General features: G+C 74.5%; 14 protein-coding genes. 8 read left to right on the top strand and 6 right to left on the bottom strand.

Features of this window, described 5'->3' with window-relative positions; translation table 11 throughout:
- The first annotated feature begins 10 nt into the window (after positions 1–10).
- Positions 11–1096, top strand: coding sequence for a DNA integrity scanning diadenylate cyclase DisA (disA, locus tag DNL40_RS11215; protein ID WP_111251343.1), 1086 nt, complete (start codon positions 11–13; stop codon positions 1094–1096).
- A gap of 27 nt (positions 1097–1123) precedes the next feature.
- On the opposite strand, the gene DNL40_RS11210 is transcribed toward disA, so the two are convergent.
- Positions 1124–1870, bottom strand: coding sequence for a hypothetical protein (locus DNL40_RS11210; protein WP_146252080.1), 747 nt, complete (start codon positions 1868–1870; stop codon positions 1124–1126).
- Between the two features lie 701 nt (positions 1871–2571).
- Here DNL40_RS11210 and DNL40_RS11205 point away from each other — a divergent pair.
- Positions 2572–3456, top strand: a complete 885-nt coding sequence (locus DNL40_RS11205) for an HhH-GPD family protein (protein ID WP_245885860.1) — start codon at positions 2572–2574, stop codon at positions 3454–3456.
- Between the two features lie 81 nt (positions 3457–3537).
- On the opposite strand, the gene DNL40_RS11200 is transcribed toward DNL40_RS11205, so the two are convergent.
- The 3 genes from DNL40_RS11200 to DNL40_RS11190 form a co-directional block, all read right to left on the bottom strand.
- Complete coding sequence (locus tag DNL40_RS11200; protein ID WP_218926047.1) at positions 3538–5007, bottom strand: glycoside hydrolase family 64 protein; 1470 nt, start codon at positions 5005–5007, stop codon at positions 3538–3540.
- 229 nt (positions 5008–5236) lie between these two features.
- Complete coding sequence (locus DNL40_RS11195) at positions 5237–5797, bottom strand: amino-acid N-acetyltransferase (RefSeq protein WP_245885857.1); 561 nt, start codon at positions 5795–5797, stop codon at positions 5237–5239.
- Positions 5798–5802: 5 nt separating this feature from the next.
- Positions 5803–6852 (bottom strand): sugar-binding transcriptional regulator, encoded by a 1050-nt coding sequence (locus DNL40_RS11190; protein WP_111251339.1) that lies wholly within the window; start codon positions 6850–6852, stop codon positions 5803–5805.
- A 176-nt stretch (positions 6853–7028) separates the two neighbouring features.
- Here DNL40_RS11190 and DNL40_RS11185 point away from each other — a divergent pair, with 176 nt between their 5' ends.
- From DNL40_RS11185 to DNL40_RS11160, 6 genes are all read left to right on the top strand, one after another.
- Complete coding sequence (locus DNL40_RS11185) at positions 7029–8774, top strand: glycerol-3-phosphate dehydrogenase/oxidase (protein WP_111251338.1); 1746 nt, start codon at positions 7029–7031, stop codon at positions 8772–8774.
- A 114-nt stretch (positions 8775–8888) separates the two neighbouring features.
- Positions 8889–9632 carry an MIP/aquaporin family protein gene (locus tag DNL40_RS11180; RefSeq protein WP_111251337.1) on the top strand — a complete coding sequence of 248 codons (744 nt, stop codon included), beginning with the start codon at positions 8889–8891 and terminating at the stop codon, positions 9630–9632.
- A gap of 56 nt (positions 9633–9688) precedes the next feature.
- Entirely contained in the window at positions 9689–11203 is a 1515-nt protein-coding gene (glpK, locus tag DNL40_RS11175) for a glycerol kinase GlpK (protein WP_111251336.1), read from the top strand.
- Positions 11204–11342: 139 nt separating this feature from the next.
- Complete coding sequence (locus tag DNL40_RS11170) at positions 11343–12650, top strand: alpha/beta fold hydrolase (RefSeq protein WP_218926046.1); 1308 nt, start codon at positions 11343–11345, stop codon at positions 12648–12650.
- A gap of 237 nt (positions 12651–12887) precedes the next feature.
- Positions 12888–16880 carry a Pls/PosA family non-ribosomal peptide synthetase gene (locus tag DNL40_RS11165; protein WP_111251335.1) on the top strand — a complete coding sequence of 1331 codons (3993 nt, stop codon included), beginning with the start codon at positions 12888–12890 and terminating at the stop codon, positions 16878–16880.
- 11 nt (positions 16881–16891) lie between these two features.
- A complete protein-coding gene (locus tag DNL40_RS11160) occupies positions 16892–18199 on the top strand; it encodes a M1 family metallopeptidase (RefSeq protein ID WP_111251334.1) in 1308 nt (435 codons plus the stop codon).
- A gap of 21 nt (positions 18200–18220) precedes the next feature.
- Here DNL40_RS11160 and DNL40_RS11155 read toward each other — a convergent pair whose 3' ends face one another.
- A complete protein-coding gene (locus DNL40_RS11155; RefSeq protein WP_111251333.1) occupies positions 18221–18802 on the bottom strand; it encodes a 4'-phosphopantetheinyl transferase family protein in 582 nt (193 codons plus the stop codon).
- Entirely contained in the window at positions 18799–20295 is a 1497-nt protein-coding gene (locus DNL40_RS11150; RefSeq protein WP_111251332.1) for a helix-turn-helix domain-containing protein, read from the bottom strand. The genes DNL40_RS11155 and DNL40_RS11150 overlap by 4 nt, the downstream gene beginning before the upstream one ends.
- Positions 20296–20351: the final 56 nt, after the last annotated feature.

Below are 20351 nucleotides of genomic sequence, written 5' to 3'. Positions count from 1 at the left end.
AGATCGGACCGTGCCTCCCACATCTGCGCACCCCGACGAGCTCCTCCGGGAGACCCTGGCCGCGGTCGCGCCCGGGACCGAGCTGCGTGACGGGCTGGAGCGCATCCTGCGCGGCCGCACGGGAGCGCTCATCGTCCTGGGGCTCGACAAGACGGTCGAGGACATGTGCTCGGGCGGGTTCGTGCTCGACGTCGCCTTCTCGGCCACCCGCCTGCGCGAGCTGTCCAAGATGGACGGCGCCGTGGTGCTGGACCGTGACGCCAACCGGATCCGCCGCGCCGCCGTGCAGCTGCTGCCGGACCCGACCATCGAGACCAGCGAGTCGGGCACCCGGCACCGCACCGCCGAGCGGGTGGCGAAGCAGAGCGGGTTCCCCGTGATCTCGGTCAGCCAGTCGATGCGCATCGTCGCGCTCTACGTGGGCGACGTGCGCCACGTGCTGGAGGACTCCGACACGATCCTGGGCCGCGCCAACCAGGCGCTCGCCACGCTGGAGCGGTACCGCTCGCGCCTCGACGAGGTGTCCGGCACGTTGTCCGCCCTCGAGATCGAGGACCTGGTGACGGTCCGCGACGTGTGCGCGGTGGTGCAGCGCCTCGAGATGGTGCGCCGCATCTCCGAGGAGATCGCCGGTTACGTCATCGAGCTCGGTGTGGACGGCCGTCTGCTGGCCCTGCAGCTCGACGAGCTCATCGGCGGCATCGGCTCGGACCGTGAGTTCGTCGTCCGTGACTACGTCGACCTGGAGCGCTCGGGCAAGACCCTGGCCGACGTGCAGGCCGACCTGGGCGCCCTCGACTCCAGCCAGCTGCTCGACCTGGGGCAGATCGGCCGTGTCCTCGAGCTGCCCGGCGCGGGCATCGCCCTCGACGCCGCGGTCGCGCCGCACGGCTACCGCCTGCTGTCCAAGGTGCCTCGCCTGCCGGGCGCGATCATCGACCGGCTCGTGGCCCACTTCGGCGGCCTGCAGAAGCTGCTGGCCGCCAGCGTGGACGACCTCATGACGGTCGACGGCGTGGGCGAGCAGCGCGCGCGGGCCGTGCGCGAGGGCCTGTCCCGCCTCGCCGAGTCCAGCATCCTCGAGCGGTACGTGTAGCAGCGCCCTCCAGCCAGCACCACCGTGTCAGCCGGCGGGCACCTCGGGCGGCGCCTCGCCGGCGGGCTGCTCCACGGGCGCCTCGCCCTCGGGCTGCTCTCCGGCCCCCGCGTCGGCAGGCGCCTCGCCCTCCGGCGCACCCTCGGCTCCGGCGTCAGCCGACACCTCCCCCTCCGGCGCACCCTCGGCAGGCGCCTCGCCCTCGCCCGGCACCTCCGCGCCCTCCTCCGCCACGGTGACCGTGGAGACCTCGCTGACGGCGTCGGGGATCGCGACCATCACCACGCTGGCGGTGTACTCGCCGGGCGGCACCGGCTGCTGGTCGCGCGTGCAGGCGCCGGGCACCGACGGCTTGCCGGACCACCGCACGGTGCGGGAGTCCACGTCGCCGGGCCCGAGGAGCAGCTCGCGCGAGCCGGAGCTGCAGTCCGCGCTGGACCACACCTGGTTGCCGGCGGCGTCCGTGACGATCACCTGCCGGTTGGTCTCCGAGCCGTCGACGAGGCAGGGCCTGCGCCCGGAGTTCTCCACGCTCACCGCGAAGGCCACCATCTGCCCGGGCGCGACCTGGGCGTTGTCCGGCACGGCGCGCATGGTGAGGCTCGTGGGCGCACAGGGCCGGCTCGGGCCGCCCACGTCGATGGGCAGCGGGGGCGCGACCTTGGACGCCTCGAGCGCGGGAACAGGGTCGGGCCACACGTCGCGGACCCACAACGTGCCCTTGCCCACCCCGTAACCGACGGCGGTGCCGGCCCCGACCAGGACGGCCAGCACCACGAGCAGGCCGACGAGGAACGCACGCGGGGTGATCGCGTCCCCGCCGTTCGGGCGGCCGGTTCCCCGCCCCGGGCGGCCCGCTCCTCGCCCCGGGCGGTCGGTGGAGGGACGGGTGGTGGAAGGACGCGTGCTCGCGGACGGCCTGGCCCCCCGCGCGGCGTCGTCCCCGCGCCGGCCCGAGAAGGGGCCGTCGGAAGCCCGCGTGGCCCGGTGTCCGTCGCGCGGCCGGGGCCGCAGCTCGCGGACCTCCGCCCCTCGGCCACGGTCTTCTCGTCCACGGTCCCGCCGAGCGGGGTCGGCCCCTGCGCGGGGCGCGCCACCGGCACGCACGGCCCGCGCTCCCCGCCCCGACGACGAGCCGCGCTGCGCGCGGTCGCGGTCGACAGGTGCCACGGGAACCTCCGGCGAGGGCGATGACGGCGTGCAGGACGGGGCAAAGGTACGACATATCCGCGGGATTCCGCGGGTGCCGCGCCCGCTGGCTCCCGCCCTGCCGCGGTGGCCCGCAGGGGCAGGCCCGGGCCGCCTCCCTGTCCGCGCGCGTCGCCGTGCTCTCGCTCGCCGCTCCGCTCGTGCCCCGGCCCCGGGCGCCCCGGCCCGGCGACTACCGTGTGCGGGTGCTCCGCTCGCCGCTCCCCCCAGGCTCTCGCACACCGACGTCCGGGCACGCCGGGCACGAGCCGGACCTCGACGAGCTCGTGGAGCGCACCGTCGGCTGGTTCGCCACGGCCCGGCGCGACCTGCCCTGGCGTGCCGCCGACCGCACCCCCTGGGGTGTGCTCGTCAGCGAAGTGATGCTCCAGCAGACGCCGGTGGTCCGGGTCGAGCCGGCCTGGCGGGCCTGGATGGAGCGGTGGCCCACGCCCGCGCACCTCGCGGCGGCGTCCACGGCAGACGTGCTGCGGGCCTGGGACCGGCTCGGCTACCCCCGCCGCGCGCTGCGCCTGCAGGAGTGCGCCCGCGCCGTCGTCGAGCGCCACGGTGGCGCGGTGCCCGACGACGAGGAAGCGCTGCGTGCCCTGCCCGGGATCGGCGAGTACACCGCCGCGGCGGTGCGGGCGTTCGCTTTCGGGCGCCGCTCCGTGGTCGTGGACACCAACGTGCGCCGCGTGCTGGCCCGGACGATCACCGGGGCGGCGCTGCCCGCCCCCTCCCCCACGGCTGCGGAGCGGGCGGTGGCGGCCGCCGTCGTGCCGGACGGCGATGCCGACGCCGCCGCGTGGGCGGCGGCCTCGATGGAGCTCGGGGCGCTGGTGTGCACGGCACGCTCCCCGCACTGCCTGACGGACCCGGGTGCCTGCCCCGTGGCGGACCTGTGCGCCTGGCGCGCTGCCGGCTACCCCGCCGACGAGCACGCCCACCGGCGTCGTGCGCAGTCGTGGCACGGCACGGACCGGCAGTGCCGCGGCCGCATCATGGCCGTGCTGCGCACCGCCCCCGGGCCGGTGGGCCGGGTGGCGCTGGACGCCGCCCTCGCCACCGAGCCGGACGACCCCCAGGTGACCCGCTGCCTGGGCGGGCTCGTCGAGGACGGCCTCGTCGAGCAGGACGACGCCGGGGCGTACCGCCTGCCGGAAGACTGACCCGTCCGAGCGCGACACCGGGGGCGGGGGCCGTTGCGGCCCCCGCCCCCGGTGCTGTGAGCACTACGTCCTAGCGGGTCGTCACCAGAACTTCAGGGTGCCGAACCAGTCGCCGACCTGCACGAAGAAGGTCTTCTTGGGCTTCTCCGTCTTGGCCGGGGCGGTCTCCGACGAACCGGCGCCGGACGACGCCGTCTCGCTCTCGGTCGCGGAAGCGTCCGCCGTGGCGGTGCCGGCGGGAGCGGTCGCCCCCTCCTCGGCCGGCGCCTCTGCGGCGTCGGCCGTGGCCGTCTCAGAGGCGGCGGCCGGAGCCGGCGTGCCGGCGTCCTGCGTGGCGGCGGCGGGGGTGCTGCCCTCGATGGGCGTGGTGGCACCCGCGAACGGGTCGAGCTTGATGTACGCGGCGGTCGGGTTGCCGTCGTGGACCAGCGACTCCTGGGCCACCACGTCGTCGAAAGCGAAGGCGTACGCACGACCGTCGACCATCTGCTCGTGGACGAACTTGGCGTAGTAGTTGGTGACCGGGTCCTGGTAGAACGCGGCCGGGTCCTGCGTCGGCTGCTCCGAGCCGAGCAGCAGCGTCGATCGGTGGAAGCCCGCGCAGAGGGTGCGCGAGATCGCGCCGACGTCGTCGTTCGGGGCGGCCAGGTCGTTGTGGCAGCCGAAGATCGAGTCGCTCGACGGCTTGTTGAAGGTCGCGACCTGCGCGCCGGAGCCGTCGGTGAACGTCATGACGTCGCCCGAGACGCGGCCGGTGAACACCGTGCCGGGGTCGTAGGAGTACGGGCGGACCGTCATCGACTCGTTCGAGTAGTGGGCCCAGACGCGGTCCACGTAGTCGTCCAGCACGTCGGCAGCGATCTGGCCGACGCCGATGGCGTGGCCCGGGGAGAGCACCCGCAGCACCTCACCGTTCGGGGCACGCTGGACCAGGTTGTCCCAGCCGGGCGTGCCGTCGAGCGCCGAGATGACGTTCTGGAAGCCGTCCGGCTTGAGCATGCCCGTGCTGATGACGGTGCCGTCGGCCTTGCGCAGGCCGGTCTGGTACGGCGCCGAGAAGAAGTCCACCTGGGTGCTGTTGATCCACAGGCCCGCGTCGTTGAGCGTGTACTCCGTCCAGGAGAACATGATGTCGCGGTTCGGGTCCGTGGGGTTCTGCACGGCGGGCTGCACGAGGCGGCCGTCCAGCACGATCTGGAAGTTGAGCTTCTCGCCGTAGGAGAAGTAGACGCGGCCCGAGAGCTTGGGCATCTGGATGGTGATCGATTCGCCCTGCGCGGGGCCGGGGATCGAGGCGTCGGGAGCGGGGACGGGGACCTCGCCCGCCGAGGGCCACGGGTGGAAGGCGCCCGAGGCGTCGGCGTAGCCGAGGCGGCCGTTCTGCTCGCCCAGCACGTACAGGTAGACGGGACCGCCACGGTCCGAGTCGTTCGTGATCGTCAGCGGGATCGTGTCCGGCACGGCTGCGGCCGGGGCAGCGACGCCCACCGCCGTGACGGCGGCGACGGCGAGCGCTGCGAGGGTTCCGATGAGTTTCCTGACCGGTGACAAGCGAACCTCCTCCGGGTCGTCGGGCCCTGCGGGCGTGCGCCCCTCGGGCCCTCGTGGTCACGACCATAGGGAAGAAGTCGGGCGTTTGTCACCACCTCTGACAAATTCGGACAGAGCGGTCGGAGGCCGCTATCCTCGCGGCCGCGCGCGGGTACCGAACCCGCCCGGCGGGATGCACTGGCGGCAGGCCGGTGCCGCCTCCCGGCAGCGGCGGGGACCAGGGGGAGGTTCAGAGGTTCAGCAGCATCCGCGTGTTACCCAGGGTGTTGGGCTTCACGCGGGCCAGGTCCAGGAACTCGGCGACGCCGTCGTCGTGCGAGCGCAGCAGCTCCGCGTACACGTCGGCGGAGACGGGCGTACCGTCGATCTCCTCGAAGCCGTGCCGACGGAAGAAGTCGACCTCGAACGTCAGGCAGAACAGGCGCCGCAGACCCAGGGTCCGAGCCCGGGCGACCAGCGCCTCGACCAGGCGGTGCCCCAGGCCCTGGCCGAGGTGGGCGGGGTCGACGGCGAGGGTGCGGATCTCCGCCAGATCGTCCCACATGACGTGCAGAGCGCCGCAGCCCACCACGGGCCCGGGCCCCGCGTCGTCGTGCTCCACCACGTCCGCGACGAGGAACTCCTGGACGGCCTCGAAGTAGCCCACCATCTCCTTGGCCAGCAGGATGCGCTGCTCGGCGTAGGGCTGCACCAGCGCGCGGATCGCGCGGACGTCGGCGGGCAGCGCGGCACGGACCCGCACCACCGAGGTGGCTCCGGGGCCGGTTCCTGGACCTTCAGCGTCGGGCACGCCCGTCACTGTAGGACGGCCCTGCGCCCGCGGGCCGCAGGCTCCACCGGCGCACGCGGGCCGCTGCTGGCGCTGCTGGCCCTGCTGACACTGCCGGCACTGCCGGCGCTGCCCGTCACCAGGCGCGCGGCGGTCCGCTCGTCCACCACCAGGTCCGTCACGAGCCCCGCCGCGAGCGCCGCCCGCAACCCGGCCACCTTGTTGTCCCCCGCGACGGCGCACAGGCGGCGCGGGATGCGCCGCAGCTGGTGGGGGGCGGGGCCGCTGGTGCGGTCGTTGAGCGGGATGTCGCGGTAGGTGCCGTCGGCGCGCAGGAACACGGTGCAGACGTCGCCCACCACGCCCTCCTGCTCCAGCACGGCCACGTCCTCGGGGTCGAGGTAGCCGCCGGCGGAGACGTGGGAGGGCACTCCCCCGGTGAGCGCCCCGACGGAGAACACGGCGAGGTCGGCGCGGGCCTGGACGTCGAGCACGCGGCGCACGGAGCGTTCGCGCCACATGGCGGCCTTGGTCTCGGCGAAGTCGAAGAAGGCGGGCACCGGGAAGTGGTGCACGTGGGCGTCGAAGGCGGTGCCGAACGCGGCGATGAGGTCGCCCGCGTAGCTGACGCCGGAGGTGCGGGTGTTGGCGGCGCCGTTGAGCTGGACCACCTCGGAGCCGCGGGTGGGCTTGCGGGGCAGGTGGCGGGCGACGGCGGCCAGCGTGGTGCCCCAGGCGAGGCCGAGCACCATGTCGGAGTCGAACCAGCGGCCCACGAGGCGGCCGGTGGCCACGGCGACCTGGTCGAGCCGTTCCTCGAGCGGCGCCGCGTCGGGGACGGGGACCACGTACGCGTCGATGCCGTACGCGGCCGACAGCGCCTGGCCGAGGCCGGGCGCGCGCGAGCGGTCGGGGCGCAGCGTGATCTCGACGATGCCTTCTTCGCGGGCCCGCTTGATGAGGCGCGAGACGGTGGAGCGGGAGGTGCGCAGGTGCTTGGCGATGGTCTCCATCGTCAGGTCCTGGAGGTAGTACATGGTCGCGGCCATGACCATCTCCCGTTCCCTCTCGGGCACGCGCTCGCCTCCGTCCGTCGCTCCTGTCCCCGGTCTGCACGGGGGTACGGCGCGGCCACCGGGGTCCGGTGTGCCGCTCGGGGCAGCCTGCGCCCGGCTGCACGTTCGTGCAACCCGGTTGCGAGGACGTTCGAGCGGTGTGAGGTTGGCGGGGTCACGAACGGGGAGGAACGACCATGGCCACCACCCGACTCACCGCCGAGTCGCGCGCCCAGGCGCTGTCGGCGCTCGAGGCCTCGACCACGCCGAGCGCCGAGCTGGACGTCCTGGTCGTGGGAGGCGGTGTCACCGGCGCGGGCATCGCGCTCGACGCCGCGACCCGCGGCCTGTCCACGGCGATCGTCGAGGCGCAGGACTGGGGCTCGGGCACGTCCAGCCGCAGCTCCAAGCTGGTGCACGGCGGGCTGCGCTACCTCCAGATGCTCGACTTCAGCCTCGTCCACGAGGCGCTGACGGAGCGTGACCTGCTCCTGAAGCAGATCGCGCCGCACCTGGTGCGGCCGGTGCCCTTCCTCTACCCGCTGGAGCACCGCGTGTGGGAGCGGGCGTACGTGGGCGCGGGCATCGCCCTCTACGACACGCTGGCCGCCGTCGCCCCCGGCAGGCGTGCGATGCCGCTGCACCGGCACCTGACCCGCCGGCAGATGGAGCGCAAGTTCCCCGACCTGGCGCACGACGCCGCGATCGGGGCCGTGCAGTACTGGGACGCCTCGGTGGACGACGCCCGGCTCGTCTCGACCCTGGTGCGTACTGCCGCCAAGTACGGGGCGCACGCCGCCAGCCGCACCCAGGTGGTGGAGCTGACGCAGTCGGCCACCGGCACCGTCAACGGTGCCGTCGTCGTCGACCTGGAGACGGGCCGGCGCATCACCGTGCGCGCCCGCGCCGTCATCAACGCCACAGGCGTGTGGACGGAGGACACCGAGGCGCTGGCCGGCACCGACGGCGGCCTGCGGGTGCTCGCGTCCAAGGGCGTGCACATCGTGGTGCCCCGCGAGCGCATCCGCGGGAACGTGGGCCTGATCCTGCAGACCGAGAAGTCGGTGCTGTTCGTCATCCCGTGGTCCCGGTACTGGGTCATCGGCACCACCGACACCCCCTGGACGCAGGGCCTGCAGCACCCGGTGCCCACGGCGGCCGACGTCGACTACGTGCTCGAGCACGCCAACCAGGTGCTCGCCCACCCGCTGACCCGCGACGACGTCATCGGCACCTACGCGGGCCTGCGCCCCCTGCTGCAGCCCGGCACCAAGGAGGGCACCAGCTCCGCCAAGGTCAGCCGCGAGCACACGGTCGCCAGCCCCACGCCGGGGCTGTCCGTCATCGCCGGCGGCAAGCTCACCACGTACCGCGTCATGGCGAAGGACGCGGTGGACCACGCCCTCGGGCAGCGTGCGGCGGCCCTGCCGTCGATCACGCACCAGATCCCGCTCGAGGGCGCCGTCGGCCTGCGCGCCGTGCAGCGCCAGGCGCGCACCTGGGCCAAGCGGTACGGCTGGACGCCACCGATGGTGGACCACCTGCTCCACCGCTACGGGTCGAACCTCGCCGAGATCGTCGACCTGTGCGAGGCCGACCCGTCGCTGGCCGAGCCGCTGGAGCACGCCCCCGCCTACCTGCGGGCGGAGGTGCACTACGGCGTCTCGCACGAGGGCGCCCTGCACCTGGAGGACCTGCTGCTGCACCGCACCCGCCTCGTCTACGAGGTGGCGGACAGCGGGCTGGCCGCCCTGCCGGAGATCGCCGACGTCGTCGCCCCGCTGCTCGGCTGGGACGACGCGACGCGCGAGGCGGAGATCGCCGCCTACCGCGAGCGCGTCGAGGCGTACACCGCTGCCACGGAGCAGCCCGACGACGAGTCCGCGGAGCGCGCCCGCGCCGCGGCGAAGGACGTGGCGGGGATGGTCCCGCTGCACGGGTGACCTCACGGCCCGCGGCACCCGCCGCGGGCCGACGCCCGTCGGGGCACCACGAGCCCCGGACCCCGGCACCCGCCGGGGCGGACGACGAGGTCCGAACGGAGGAGAGCACAACAGATGGACTCACTGCTGCTGGATGCGTTCTGGTCCGAGCTCCTCGGCACCGCGACGCTGATCCTGCTGGGTGCCGGCGTGGTCGCGAACGTGATCCTGCCGAAGAACAAGGGGTTCGGGCCGGACTGGCTCCTGATCAACTTCGGCTGGGGCCTCGCGGTGTTCGTCGCCGTGTACGTGGCCTTCAAGTCGGGCGCCCACATCAACCCCGCCGTCACGGTGGGCCTGTGGACGGCCGGCCAGCCGTTCTTCGAGGGTGACGCCGGGACGATCGACGCCACCTTCGGCAACGCGATGGTGTACTTCGCCGCCCAGATGATCGGTGCGGTGATCGGTGCGGCCCTGGCGTTCCTCGCCTACAAGAAGCACTTCGACGAGGACGCCGATCCTGCTCTCAAGCTGGGTGTGTTCTCCACCGGGCCGGAGATCCGCTCCTACGGGTGGAACCTCGTCACCGAGATCATCGCGACGTTCGTGCTCGTGTTCTGGGTCCTGGTCAACGGCCCCACGCCCACGCAGATCGGCCCGCTCGGCGTGGCCCTCGTCGTCGTCGGCATCGGTGCCTCGCTCGGTGGGCCCACGGGCTACGCGATCAACCCTGCCCGCGATCTCGGCCCCCGCATCGCCCACGCCCTGCTGCCCATCCGGGGCAAGGGCTCGAGCGACTGGTCCTACGCCTGGGTGCCCGTGGTCGGGCCCCTCGTGGGTGCCGTCCTCGCCGGCCTCCTGGGAGCCGCCTGGGCCTGACCGACCGACCCGCCCCCGCCACGACCGCACCACGCACACGACCAAGGAGCCGCACCATGGCTGACTACGTCCTCGCCATCGACCAGGGCACCACGAGCTCGCGAGCCATCGTCTTCGACCACTCGGGCCGCATCGTCTCGACCGGCCAGCTCGAGCACGACCAGATCTTCCCCCGGGCCGGCTGGGTGGAGCACAACGCCGAGCAGATCTGGAACAACATCCGCGAGGTGGTGGGCATCGCGCTGACCCGCGCGAACCTCAACCACTCGGACATCGCCGCCGTCGGCATCACCAATCAGCGCGAGACCGCCGTCGTGTGGGACAAGACGACGGGCAAGCCGGTCTACAACGCGATCGTCTGGCAGGACACCCGCACCCAGAAGATCGTCGACGAGCTGGGCGGGGACACCGGCCCGGACAAGTACAAGTCGGTGGTGGGCCTGCCGCTGGCCACCTACTTCTCGGGCCCGAAGGTCAAGTGGATCCTCGACAACGTCGAGGGCGCCCGCGAGGCCGCGGAGCGGGGCGACCTGCTGTTCGGCAACACCGACTCGTGGGTGCTGTGGAACATGACGGGCGGGGTGGACGGCGGCGTGCACGTCACCGACGTCACCAACGCCTCGCGCACCATGCTGATGGACCTCGACACGCTCACCTGGCGCGAGGACATCGCCGCCGACATGGGCATCCCGATGTCGATGCTGCCCGAGATCCGCTCCTCGTCCGAGGTGTACGGGCACGGACGCTCGCGCGGCTGGCTGCCCGACGTGCCCATCGCGGGCATCCTCGGCGACCAGCAGGCCGCCACGTTCGGGCAGGCGTGCTTCGAGGTGGGCACCGCCAAGAACACGTACGGCACCGGCAACTTCATGCTGCTCAACACCGGCACGGAGAAGGTGCCCAGCAAGAACGGCCTGCTGACGACCGTCTGCTACAAGATCGGCGACAAGGACCCCGTCTACGCCCTCGAGGGGTCGATCGCCGTCACCGGGTCCCTGATCCAGTGGCTGCGCGACAACCTGGGGCTGTTCCACGACGCCCCCGACGTCGAGTGGATGGCCCGCAAGGTGGACGACAACGGCGGGGCCTACTTCGTGCCCGCGTTCTCCGGCCTGTTCGCCCCCTACTGGCGGCCGGACGCCCGCGGTGCGCTGGTGGGCCTGACCCGGTACGTCAACCGCAACCACGTGGCCCGTGCCGCGCTGGAGGCCACGGCGTTCCAGACCCGTGAGGTGGCCGAGGCCATGCGGGCCGACTCCGGCGTCGAGCTCACCGAGCTCAAGGTGGACGGCGGCATGGTGGCGAACGAGCTGCTCATGCAGTTCCAGGCCGACCAGCTCGGTGTCGACGTCGTGCGGCCCAAGGTGGCCGAGACGACGGCGCTGGGTGCCGCCTACGCGGCCGGCATCGCCGTCGGGTTCTGGAAGGGCGAGGAGGACGTCACCGCCAACTGGGCCGAGGACGAGCGCTGGTCGCCCGCCATGCCCGAGGAGGAGCGTGAGCGGCTCTACCGGAACTGGAAGAAGGCCGTGACGAAGACCTTCGACTGGGTGGACGCCGACACGGAGTGACGCTCTGCGCTGGTCCCGCCGAGGGACCGACGTCGTGCACGCGGCCGCGTGCACGACGTCGGTCCCTCGGCTCGTCCTCCGGCTCTCCGCGGTGGCGTCCGCCCCCACCTCGGGGTGCGGCGGGAACTAGGGTGGCGGGGTGAGCAGCTCCGTGACCAGCAGCGTCGAGTACACGATCCCCGGTGTCCACCTCACCGACCGCACCCTGCAGGTGCCGCTGGACTGGTCGCGGCCGGACGACGGCCGGTCGCTGACGCTGTTCGCCCGCGAGGCCGTGGCCGCGCACCGCCAGCACGAGGACCTGCCGCTGCTGGTCTTCCTCCAGGGCGGCCCGGGCGGCAAGGCCCTGCGTCCCACGGGAGCCGACGGCTGGCTCGGCACCGCCCTCGAACGCTTCCGCGTGGTGCTGCTCGACCAGCGCGGCACCGGCCGCTCCACCCCTGTCAGCGCCCGCGCCCTCACCGACGTGGGCGACGCGCAGGCGCAGGCCGAGCACCTGACCCGCTACCGCGCCGACAGCATCGTGCGCGACGCCGAGCACGTGCGGAAGACGGTCTACGGCGGGCGCCGCTGGTCGTCGCTCGGCCAGTCGTTCGGCGGGTTCATCACGCTCACGTACCTGTCCCTGGCCCCCGAGGGGCTGGAGGCCTCCTACGTCACCGGCGGGCTCGCCGGCCTGACCGCGAGCGCCCGGGACGTCTACGAGCGCACGCAGCCGCGCGTCGTCGCCAAGAACGCCGTGTTCCGCGAGCGGTACCCGCACGACGCCGAGGTGGTGCGGCGCCTGGTCGAGCGGGTCGCGGCGGGCGACGTCGTCCTGCCGGGCGGCGACGTGCTCACGGTGCCGCGCGTCCAGGCGCTCGGCATGGGGTTCGGCATGAAGCCCGGTTTCGAGCGCCTGCACTGGATCCTGGACGAGGCGTTCTCGCCCGACGGCGAGCTCACCGAGACGTTCCTGGCCGAGGTCGAGGCGGAGACCTCCTTCCGCACGAACCCGCTCTACGCGGTGGTGCACGAGTCGATCTACGCGCAGTCCGGCACGGGCCCGACGGCGTGGGCCGCTCAGCGGGTGCTCGACGCCGACCCGGCCTTCTCCCCCGGCGCCGACCCTCTGCTGTTCACGGGCGAGATGATCTACCCCCACATGTTCGACCAGGCGGAGCTGCGCCCCTACCGCCCGGCAGCCGAGGCCCTGGCCGCGTGGGAGGACTGGGACGACCTGTACGACCTCGACCGGCTCGCCGCCAACGAGGTGCCGGTCGAGGCGGCCGTGTACTTCGACGACATGTACGTGGACGCCGGGCTGTCGCTGGAGACGGCCGCGCACGTGGGCAACGTCCAGGCCTGGGTCACCAACGAGCACGAGCACGACGGGCTGCGCCAGGGCGACGTGCTCGCCCGGCTGCTGCGCCGGATGGACGAGCGCGGCGGACCCCGGCGCGGCTGACACGGCTCCCGGCGCCGCCCGGCACCTGCCTGTACCGACGTAGCAGCCGCGCGGCGCCTCGGTCGTGGCGCGCAGTCCGTCTGCGTGCGGTATCTCCACGTCCGCCGAGACGACCTGGGGACGTGGCCAGCGGGCGCGTCACCTCCCGGCCCGGGTGTCGTCCACCGCCTGTTCACCTCTCGTCCTTACCCTGCCCCGGGCGGCACGCCGTCCGCCCACCTGTGACGAGAGGACCCGATGAGCACGTCCCCCGCCCTTCTCGCCGGCGGTCGCGCCCCCGAGGCGCGCACCCTCGTCGACGTGCTGGACGCGACGGCGGCGGCGTACCCGGACGCTCCGGCGGTCGACGACGGCGTCCGCGTCTGGTCGTACGCCGAGGTGCAGGCGGAGGTGCTGGCGAGGGCCGGGGCGCTGGCCGCCGCGGGTGTGCGCCGCGGCGACCGCGTAGGGGTGCGGGCGACGTCGGGCCGTGCGGACCTGTACCTGTCGATCCTCGCGGTGCTGCGGGCGGGTGCCGCGTACGTGCCGGTGGACAGGGACGACCCGGCCGAGCGTGCGGAGCTGGTGTTCGGCGAGGCGGGCGTGGTGGCCGTGGTGGGCGACGACGGCGCGATCGACGTGGTGGTGGAGCGGGCGGCCGCCGAGGGTGACCAGCGGCCGACGCCGCAGGACGACGCGTGGATCATCTTCACGTCCGGTTCCACGGGTGTGCCGAAGGGCGTGGCGGTCACGCATCGCAGCGCGGCGGCGTTCGTGGACGCCGAGGCTCGCATGTTCCTCCAGGAGGCCCCGCTGGGGCCGGGCGACCGGGTGCTGGCCGGGCTCTCGGTGGCGTTCGACGCGAGCTGCGAGGAGATGTGGCTGGCATGGCGTCATGGTGCCTGCCTGGTGCCGGCCGACCGCGCGCTGGTGCGCACGGGGCTGGACCTGGGGCCGTGGGTGGCGCAGCAGGGGATCACGGTGATCTCGACGGTGCCGACGCTGGCGGGTCTGCTGCCCGCCGCCGACCTGGAGCGGGTGCGGCTGCTGATCTTCGGCGGGGAGGCGGTGCCGCCCGAGCTGGCGGCGCGGCTGGTGGCGACGGGCCGCGAGGTGTGGAACACGTACGGCCCCACCGAGGCCACGGTGGTGGCGTGCGGGGCCGTGCTCGACGGCGTGGGCCCGGTGCGCATCGGGCTGCCGCTGGACGGGTGGGACCTGGTGGTGGTCGACGAGGCGGGCGAACCGGTGCCGGAGGGCGCCACGGGCGAGCTGGTCATCGGCGGGGTGGGCCTGGGCCGCTACCTGGACCCGGCCAAGGACGCCGAGAAGTTCGCGCCGCTGCCGTCGCTCGGCTGGGAGCGGGCCTACCGGTCGGGTGACCTGGTGGTCAACGATCCGCAGGGGCTGCTGTTCGTGGGCCGCGCGGACGACCAGGTGAAGGTGGGTGGGCGCCGCATCGAGCTGGGCGAGGTGGACGCCGCCCTGCTGGCGGACGCGCAGGTCGCCGCCGCGGCGGCGGCGGTGCGCCGGGCCGCCGCGGGCAACCAGGTGATCGTGGGCTACGTGGTGCCGGCCGCCCCGGAGACGTTCGACACCGCCGTGCTGACGGCGCACCTGCGCGAGATGCTGCCCGCGGCGCTGGTGCCGCTGCTGGCCGTGGTGGAGGAGATCCCGACGCGGGTGAGCGGCAAGGTGGACCGCGACGCGCTGCCGTGGCCCCTCCCCGGGGACGACGACGCGCGCGGCGCCTCGTCCGCCGCGCCGTCGGACCTCGGCGGGGCCACCGCCACGTGGCTCGGCGAGCGCTGGGCCGCCGTGCTCGGCGTCGCCCCCGGCGACCCGGACGACGACTTCTTCGACCTCGGGGGCGGCAGCCTCACCGCCGCGCAGGTGATCTCGGCGGTCCGTGAGCGCTACCCGCTGGCCACCGTGGCCGACCTGTACGCGCACCCGACGGTGGCGGACCTGGCCGAGCACCTGGAGGCCACGTACGGCGTGCCGGACGAGGCCGCTCCGGTCGGGGCGACGACCGGCGGGTCCCCCACGCCCGCCTCGATGCAGGCCTTCCAGCAGGTGGCGCTCGTGGGGCTGCGCGTGGTGGCGGGGCTGCGCTGGGCGGCGTGGGCCGCCCTCGTGGTGGCGCTGGTCCGGGCGGCGTCCGACGCCGGGCTGCTGCGCCTGGGGGTCGGGGCGCAGGCCCTCCTCGCGGGGCTGCCGCCCGTCTCCTGGCCCGCCCTGCTGGTGGCGTGGCTGCTGCTGGTCAGCGCGCCGGGACGGCTCGCCCTGGCGGCCCTCGGGGCACGCCTGCTGCTGCGCGGCGTGCGGCCGGGCGACCACCCGCGCGGCGGCAGCGTGCACCGGCGCCTGTGGCTGGCCGAGCAGCTCGTGGAGGCCCTGGGTGGCGTGACCATCTCCGCCGCCCCGCTGGTGGGCCTCTACGCCCGGGCGCTGGGGGCGAAGATCGGGCGGGGCGTCGACCTGCACACCCTGCCGCCCGTCACCGGGCTGCTCACGGTGGGCGACCGCGCGGCGATCGAGCCGGAGGTGGACCTGTCCGGGCACTGGCTGGAGGGCGACGTGCTGCACGTCGGCCGGGTCGTGGTCGGGGCGGACGCCACCGTGGGCGCCCGCAGCGTGCTCCTTCCCGGTGCCCGGGTGGGCCGCGGCACCGACGTCGCGGCCGGGTCCGCCGTCGTCGGCCGCACCGGCAAGCGCGAGTACTGGGAGGGTTCGCCCGCCACGCGACGGCGCAGCGAGGTGAAGCACCCGTGGCCGGACGAGCGGCCGCCGCACGCCCCCGCCTGGGCGGCGGTGTACCAGGTCAGCGGGGTGATGCTCGCGCTGCACCCGGTGATCGCGGTCGCCGTGGGCGTCGCCGTGCTGCTGGCCGGGCTCCCGGGCGGTGCCCCGGGCGAGACCGCGCCGGGCACCCCGGCGTCCGCCCTCGCCGTCGTCGCCGGGCGCCTGCCGCTCGCGGCACTGGCCGGGTTCGCCGCCTACGCCCTGACGACGCTCGTGCTCGTGCGGCTGCTGGCCCTGCGCATGCGGCCCGGCTTCCATCCCGTGCGCAGCCGCACCGGGTGGCAGGCGTGGTGCACCGAGCGCGTCATGGACGCGGCCCGCACCGCCCTGTTCCCGCTGTACTCCAGCCTGTTCACCCCCGGCTGGTTGCGCCTGCTCGGCGCCCGCATGGGGCGCCGCGTCGAGGCGTCCACCGTGGTGGGCATCCCCAGCATGATGGAGGCGTCCGACGGCGCGTTCCTCGCCGACGACACGATGGTGGCGCCCTACGAGCTGGGCGGCGGGTGGCTGCGCGTCGCCCGCGCCAAGGTGGGCAGGCGGGCGTTCCTCGGCAACTCCGGCATCACCGCGCCTGGCCGCTCGGTGCCCAAGAACGGGCTCGTGGCCGTGCTGTCCGCGGCACCGCACAAGGCCAAGAAGGGCTCCTCGTGGATCGGCAGCCCGCCCGTGCTGCTGCCGCGCACCGCGGCCGACGCCGACGACGAGGCCCTGACGTTCGACCCGCCCGCACGGCTGCTGTGGGCCCGCGGCACCGTCGAGGTGCTGCGCCTGGCGGCCGTGGTGGTGTCCGCGGCGCTGGGCGTCGGCGTCGTGACGGTGCTGCTCGAGGCGGCCCGCGCGTGGGGCTGGGCCGCCGCCGGGGCGGTCACCGGGCTGGCCCTGCTGGCCGCGGGCCTGGTGGCCGCCGCGGTGACCACCGCCGTCAAACGGCTGCTGGTGGGCCGGTTCCGCGCCTCGGAGCACCCCCTGTGGAGCGGGTTCGTGTGGCGCAACGAGCTGGCCGACACCTTCACCGAGGTGGTGGCCGCCCCGTGGTTCGCCGACCACGTGCTGGGCACCCCGCTGCTCAACGCCTGGCTGCGCACCATGGGGGCGCGCATCGGCCGCGGCGTGTGGTGCGAGACGTACTGGCTGCCCGAGGGCGACCTGGTCACCCTCGGTGACGGCGCCGCCGTGGGCCGCGGCACCGTGCTGCAGACGCACCTGTTCCACGACCGGGTCATGAGCCTCGACGGGGTGGAGGTGGGCGCCGGCAGCACCGTGGGCCCGCACGCCGTGGTGCTGCCCGCCTCCCGCCTGGGCGACGGCGCGGTGGCCGGCCCGGCCTCCCTGGTGATGCGCGGCGAGGTGCTGCCCGCAGGGTCGCGGTGGCAGGGCAACCCCGTGAGCCCCTGGCCCCACGCCCGCAGAGACGCTCCGGCGGCCACCGACCCCGTCGCTCGCTAGGCTCACGCCCCATGCCGCACTCCCGCGCCAGCGACCCGGACCCCTACCTGCCGCACCACGGGGCGTCCGAGCACGTCGTCGACCACTACGCGCTGGACCTGCGGTACCGGGTGGAGCCCAACCGCCTCGAGGGGGTGGCACGCCTGGACGTGCGGGCCCTGGAGGAGATCGACCACGTGCGGCTCGACCTCGTGGGGTTGCGCGTCTCGCGCGTCGAGGTGGACGGCCGGCCCACGAAGTTCGCGCAGAAGCCGCGGTCGCTGCGGGTGCGGCTGCCGCAGCCCCTGGCAGCGGGCGGCACCGCCGTCCTCGCGGTCACCTACGCCGGCGACCCCTCCCCGGCCCGGGGGCCCTGGGGCGAGACCGGATGGGAGGAGCTGAGCGAGGGCGTGCTGGTGGCAGGGCAGCCCGACGGCGCCCCCACCTGGTTCCCCTGCAACGACCACCCCGGCTACAAGGCCACCCTCGACCTCACCTTCACCACCGACGCGCCCTACACGGTGGTGGCCAACGCCCCGGTGCGCAAGGTCACGCGGCGCGCCACGACCCGCACGTGGGTGTTCGAGCGCACCGAGCCGATGTGCGTCTACCTGGCCACGGTGCAGGTGGGTCGGTACGACGTCGTCCCGCTGGGCGGCGACGGGCGCGCCCAGGTGGCCCGCACCGCCGGGCAGGGCACGGCCGTCGACCACGACCTGGACCGGCACGAGGAGCTGCTCAGCGTCTTCGCGGAGCTGTTCGGCCCCTACCCCTTCGCCACGTACACCGTGGTGGTCACGCCCGACGAGCTGGAGATCCCGCTCGAGGCGCACGCCGCCTCCGTGTTCGGCGCCAACCACCTCGACGGCACCCGGCCCGCCGACCGGCTCGTGGCCCACGAGCTCGCCCACCAGTGGTTCGGCAACAGCGTGTCCGTGCAGCACTGGCGCGACATCTGGCTCAACGAGGGGTTCGCCTGCTACGCCGAGTGGCTGTGGTCCGAGCGGTCGGGCGGTCCGGACGCCGGCGCCCTGGCCCACGAGCACCACGCCCGGCTCGCCCGGCTCGACCAGGACCTCGTGCTCACCGACCCCGGCCCGGACCTCATGTTCGACGACCGCGTCTACAAGCGCGGGGCGCTGGCCCTGCACGCGCTGCGCACCGCCGTCGGGGACGACGCGTTCTTCGGGCTGCTGCGCGAGTGGACGCAGCGGCACCGGCACGGCAGCGTCACCACGGCGCACTTCCGCGACCTCGTGGCCGAGCGCTGCGGCCAGGACGCCGCCGACGGGCTGGGGCCGTGGCTCGACGCGGCGGCCCTGCCCGCGCTGCCGCGCTAGCCGCGCCCGCCGCGGGGTCGGTCAGGAAGGTGCCAGCGCGACGGCGGTCACCAGGGCGAGGCGGTCGCCGTCTCCGAGCGTCGTCTCGGACCACGCCACCGGGCGCGGCACCGCGGCGTCCGGCACGTCCCAGACGAGGAGCCCCGGGTCGCCGCCGGGTGCGCGCAGCGTGACCGACGACGGCGGCACCGCCAGCCCGTGCCCGGTCGCCTTGAGCAGCGCCTCCTTGCGCACCCACGTGCGGGTCAGTGCCGCGGCGTCCTCGAGGTGGCCCGCAGCCCGCTCGTCCGGTGAGAGCAGCACGTCTGCCACCGGGTGAGCGGCCACGGCGGCGACCTGCTCGACGTCGACGCCGACCGGGCCGCCGTCGGACGCCGCCACCACGAGCCACGTGGCGGTGTGCGCGAGGCTCACGTGCCAGCCCGCGGCGAGGGCGGCGGGGACCTCGGGCTTGCCATGGCCCGGCTCCCCGCAGGTGACGCACCGGCGCACCACGCGCGCCTCGGCGCCGACGCCGGGGACGCCGGCGTCGCGCAGCACCGCCGCGAGCAGGGCGGCCGGTGTCGTCGTGCCCGCAGGAGCGGGCAGCACGAGCAGGCTCACGCGTCGTCGTCCTGCGGAGCGTGCCGCTCCAGGAACGCGTACACCTCGGCGTCGTCCACCCCCGGGAACGCGCCGCTGGGCAGCGCGGCGAGCACCTGCTGGTGGATGCGGGCGCTGGGCCAGGCGTCGTCGGCCCAGCGGCGGGCGAGGTCGGCGGGCGGGCGCTGGCAGCACGCGGGGTCGGGGCAGGTGGAGACGCGGCGCTCGGTGGTGTCGCGCCCGCGGAACCACTTGGCGTGCGCGTAGGGCACGCCCACGGTGATGGAGAACGCGCCCGCCCCGAACCCGACGGCGGCGCCGGCGCTGTCGGTGCCACGGGTGCCCGTCTGCACCGAGTCCCAGAACGTGCCCGCCGGCGTGTCGGTGTACTGGTAGTACTCGGTGGCGCGGTCGCGGCGCTCGAAGGCCGCCCGGGCCGCCCACCTGCGGCACACGAGCTGGCCCTCGATGGCGCCGGTGACGTCCTGCGGGAACGGCATGCCGTCGTCGGCGTACCCGCGGAACAGGGCGCCGTCGTCCCCCACCCGCAGGAAGTGCAGCGGGATGCCGAGGTGCACGGTGGCGAGGTTGGTCAGCCGCATCGCGGCGGCCTCGTGGGTGATGCCGAACGCGTCGCGGAAGTCCTCCACGGCCAGGTCCTTCTCGCGCTTGCGCGCCTGGAGGAAGTCGACGGCGGAGCGTTCCGGCGCCAGGCACGCGGCGGCGAAGTACGTGATCTCGACGCGCTGGCGCAGGAACTCGGCGTACGAGCGCGGGCGGGTGTGGCCCAGCACGCGGTGCGCGATGGCCTGCAGCGCCAGCGACCGCAGGCCGTGCCCGCCGGGGATGGACGCCTGGGGCAGGTAGATGCGGCCGTGACGCAGGTCGGTGACGGTGCGGGCCGAGCGGGGCAGGTCGGTCACGTGCAGCACCCGGAACCCGAGGTCCTCGGCCATGCGGGCCACGGTGCGGTGCGTGACGGCGCCGGTGCCCGCGTAGCCGGCGCGCAGCACCAGCTCCTGGGCGACCCGCTCGATCTCCGGGTAGTGGTTGCGGCGCGCCTGCCGCTCCAGGCGCAGGTCGGTGTTGGCCCGCCGCGCCTCCTCGGGGGTGGCGATGGCCTCCTCCGCCTTGCGCTCCAGCTCGCGGTGCAGGCCCACGAGCTGTTCGAGCACCGGCATCGGCAGCTTCTGGCTGGGCTTGACGGCGGGCAGGCCCAGCTCGGCGAAGAGCGGCCCGCGCTGGGCCCGTTCGAGCGCGATCTCCAGGGCGGCCCGCCGGTCCGGCGCCTCGTCGGCCAGCAGGTCGCCCAACCCGACGTCGAGGGCCTCAGCGATCGAGCGCAGCAAGGTCAGGCGCGGCTCGCGGCGGCCGTTCTCCACCAGGGACAGCAGCGACGGGGCGCTGCCCACCTTCTCCCCCAGCGCGTCGAGCGTCAGGCCCCGCTGGGTGCGCAGGTGGCGGATGCGCCGGCCCAGCGTCAGCAGGTCCGGGGTGTCCCTCTCGTCGGCCATGCGTTTCACGCTACGTGAAGATCGGTCGATCTTCACGCCCGGAACGCTGGAAACGA

Origin of the sequence: Xylanimonas oleitrophica, assembly GCF_003244315.1 — a bacterium.
GTDB classification, from domain to species: domain Bacteria; phylum Actinomycetota; class Actinomycetes; order Actinomycetales; family Cellulomonadaceae; genus Xylanimonas_A; species Xylanimonas_A oleitrophica.
The sequence above is the reverse complement of the archived record's forward strand: the minus strand, read 5'-3'. Positions and strand labels throughout refer to the sequence as shown.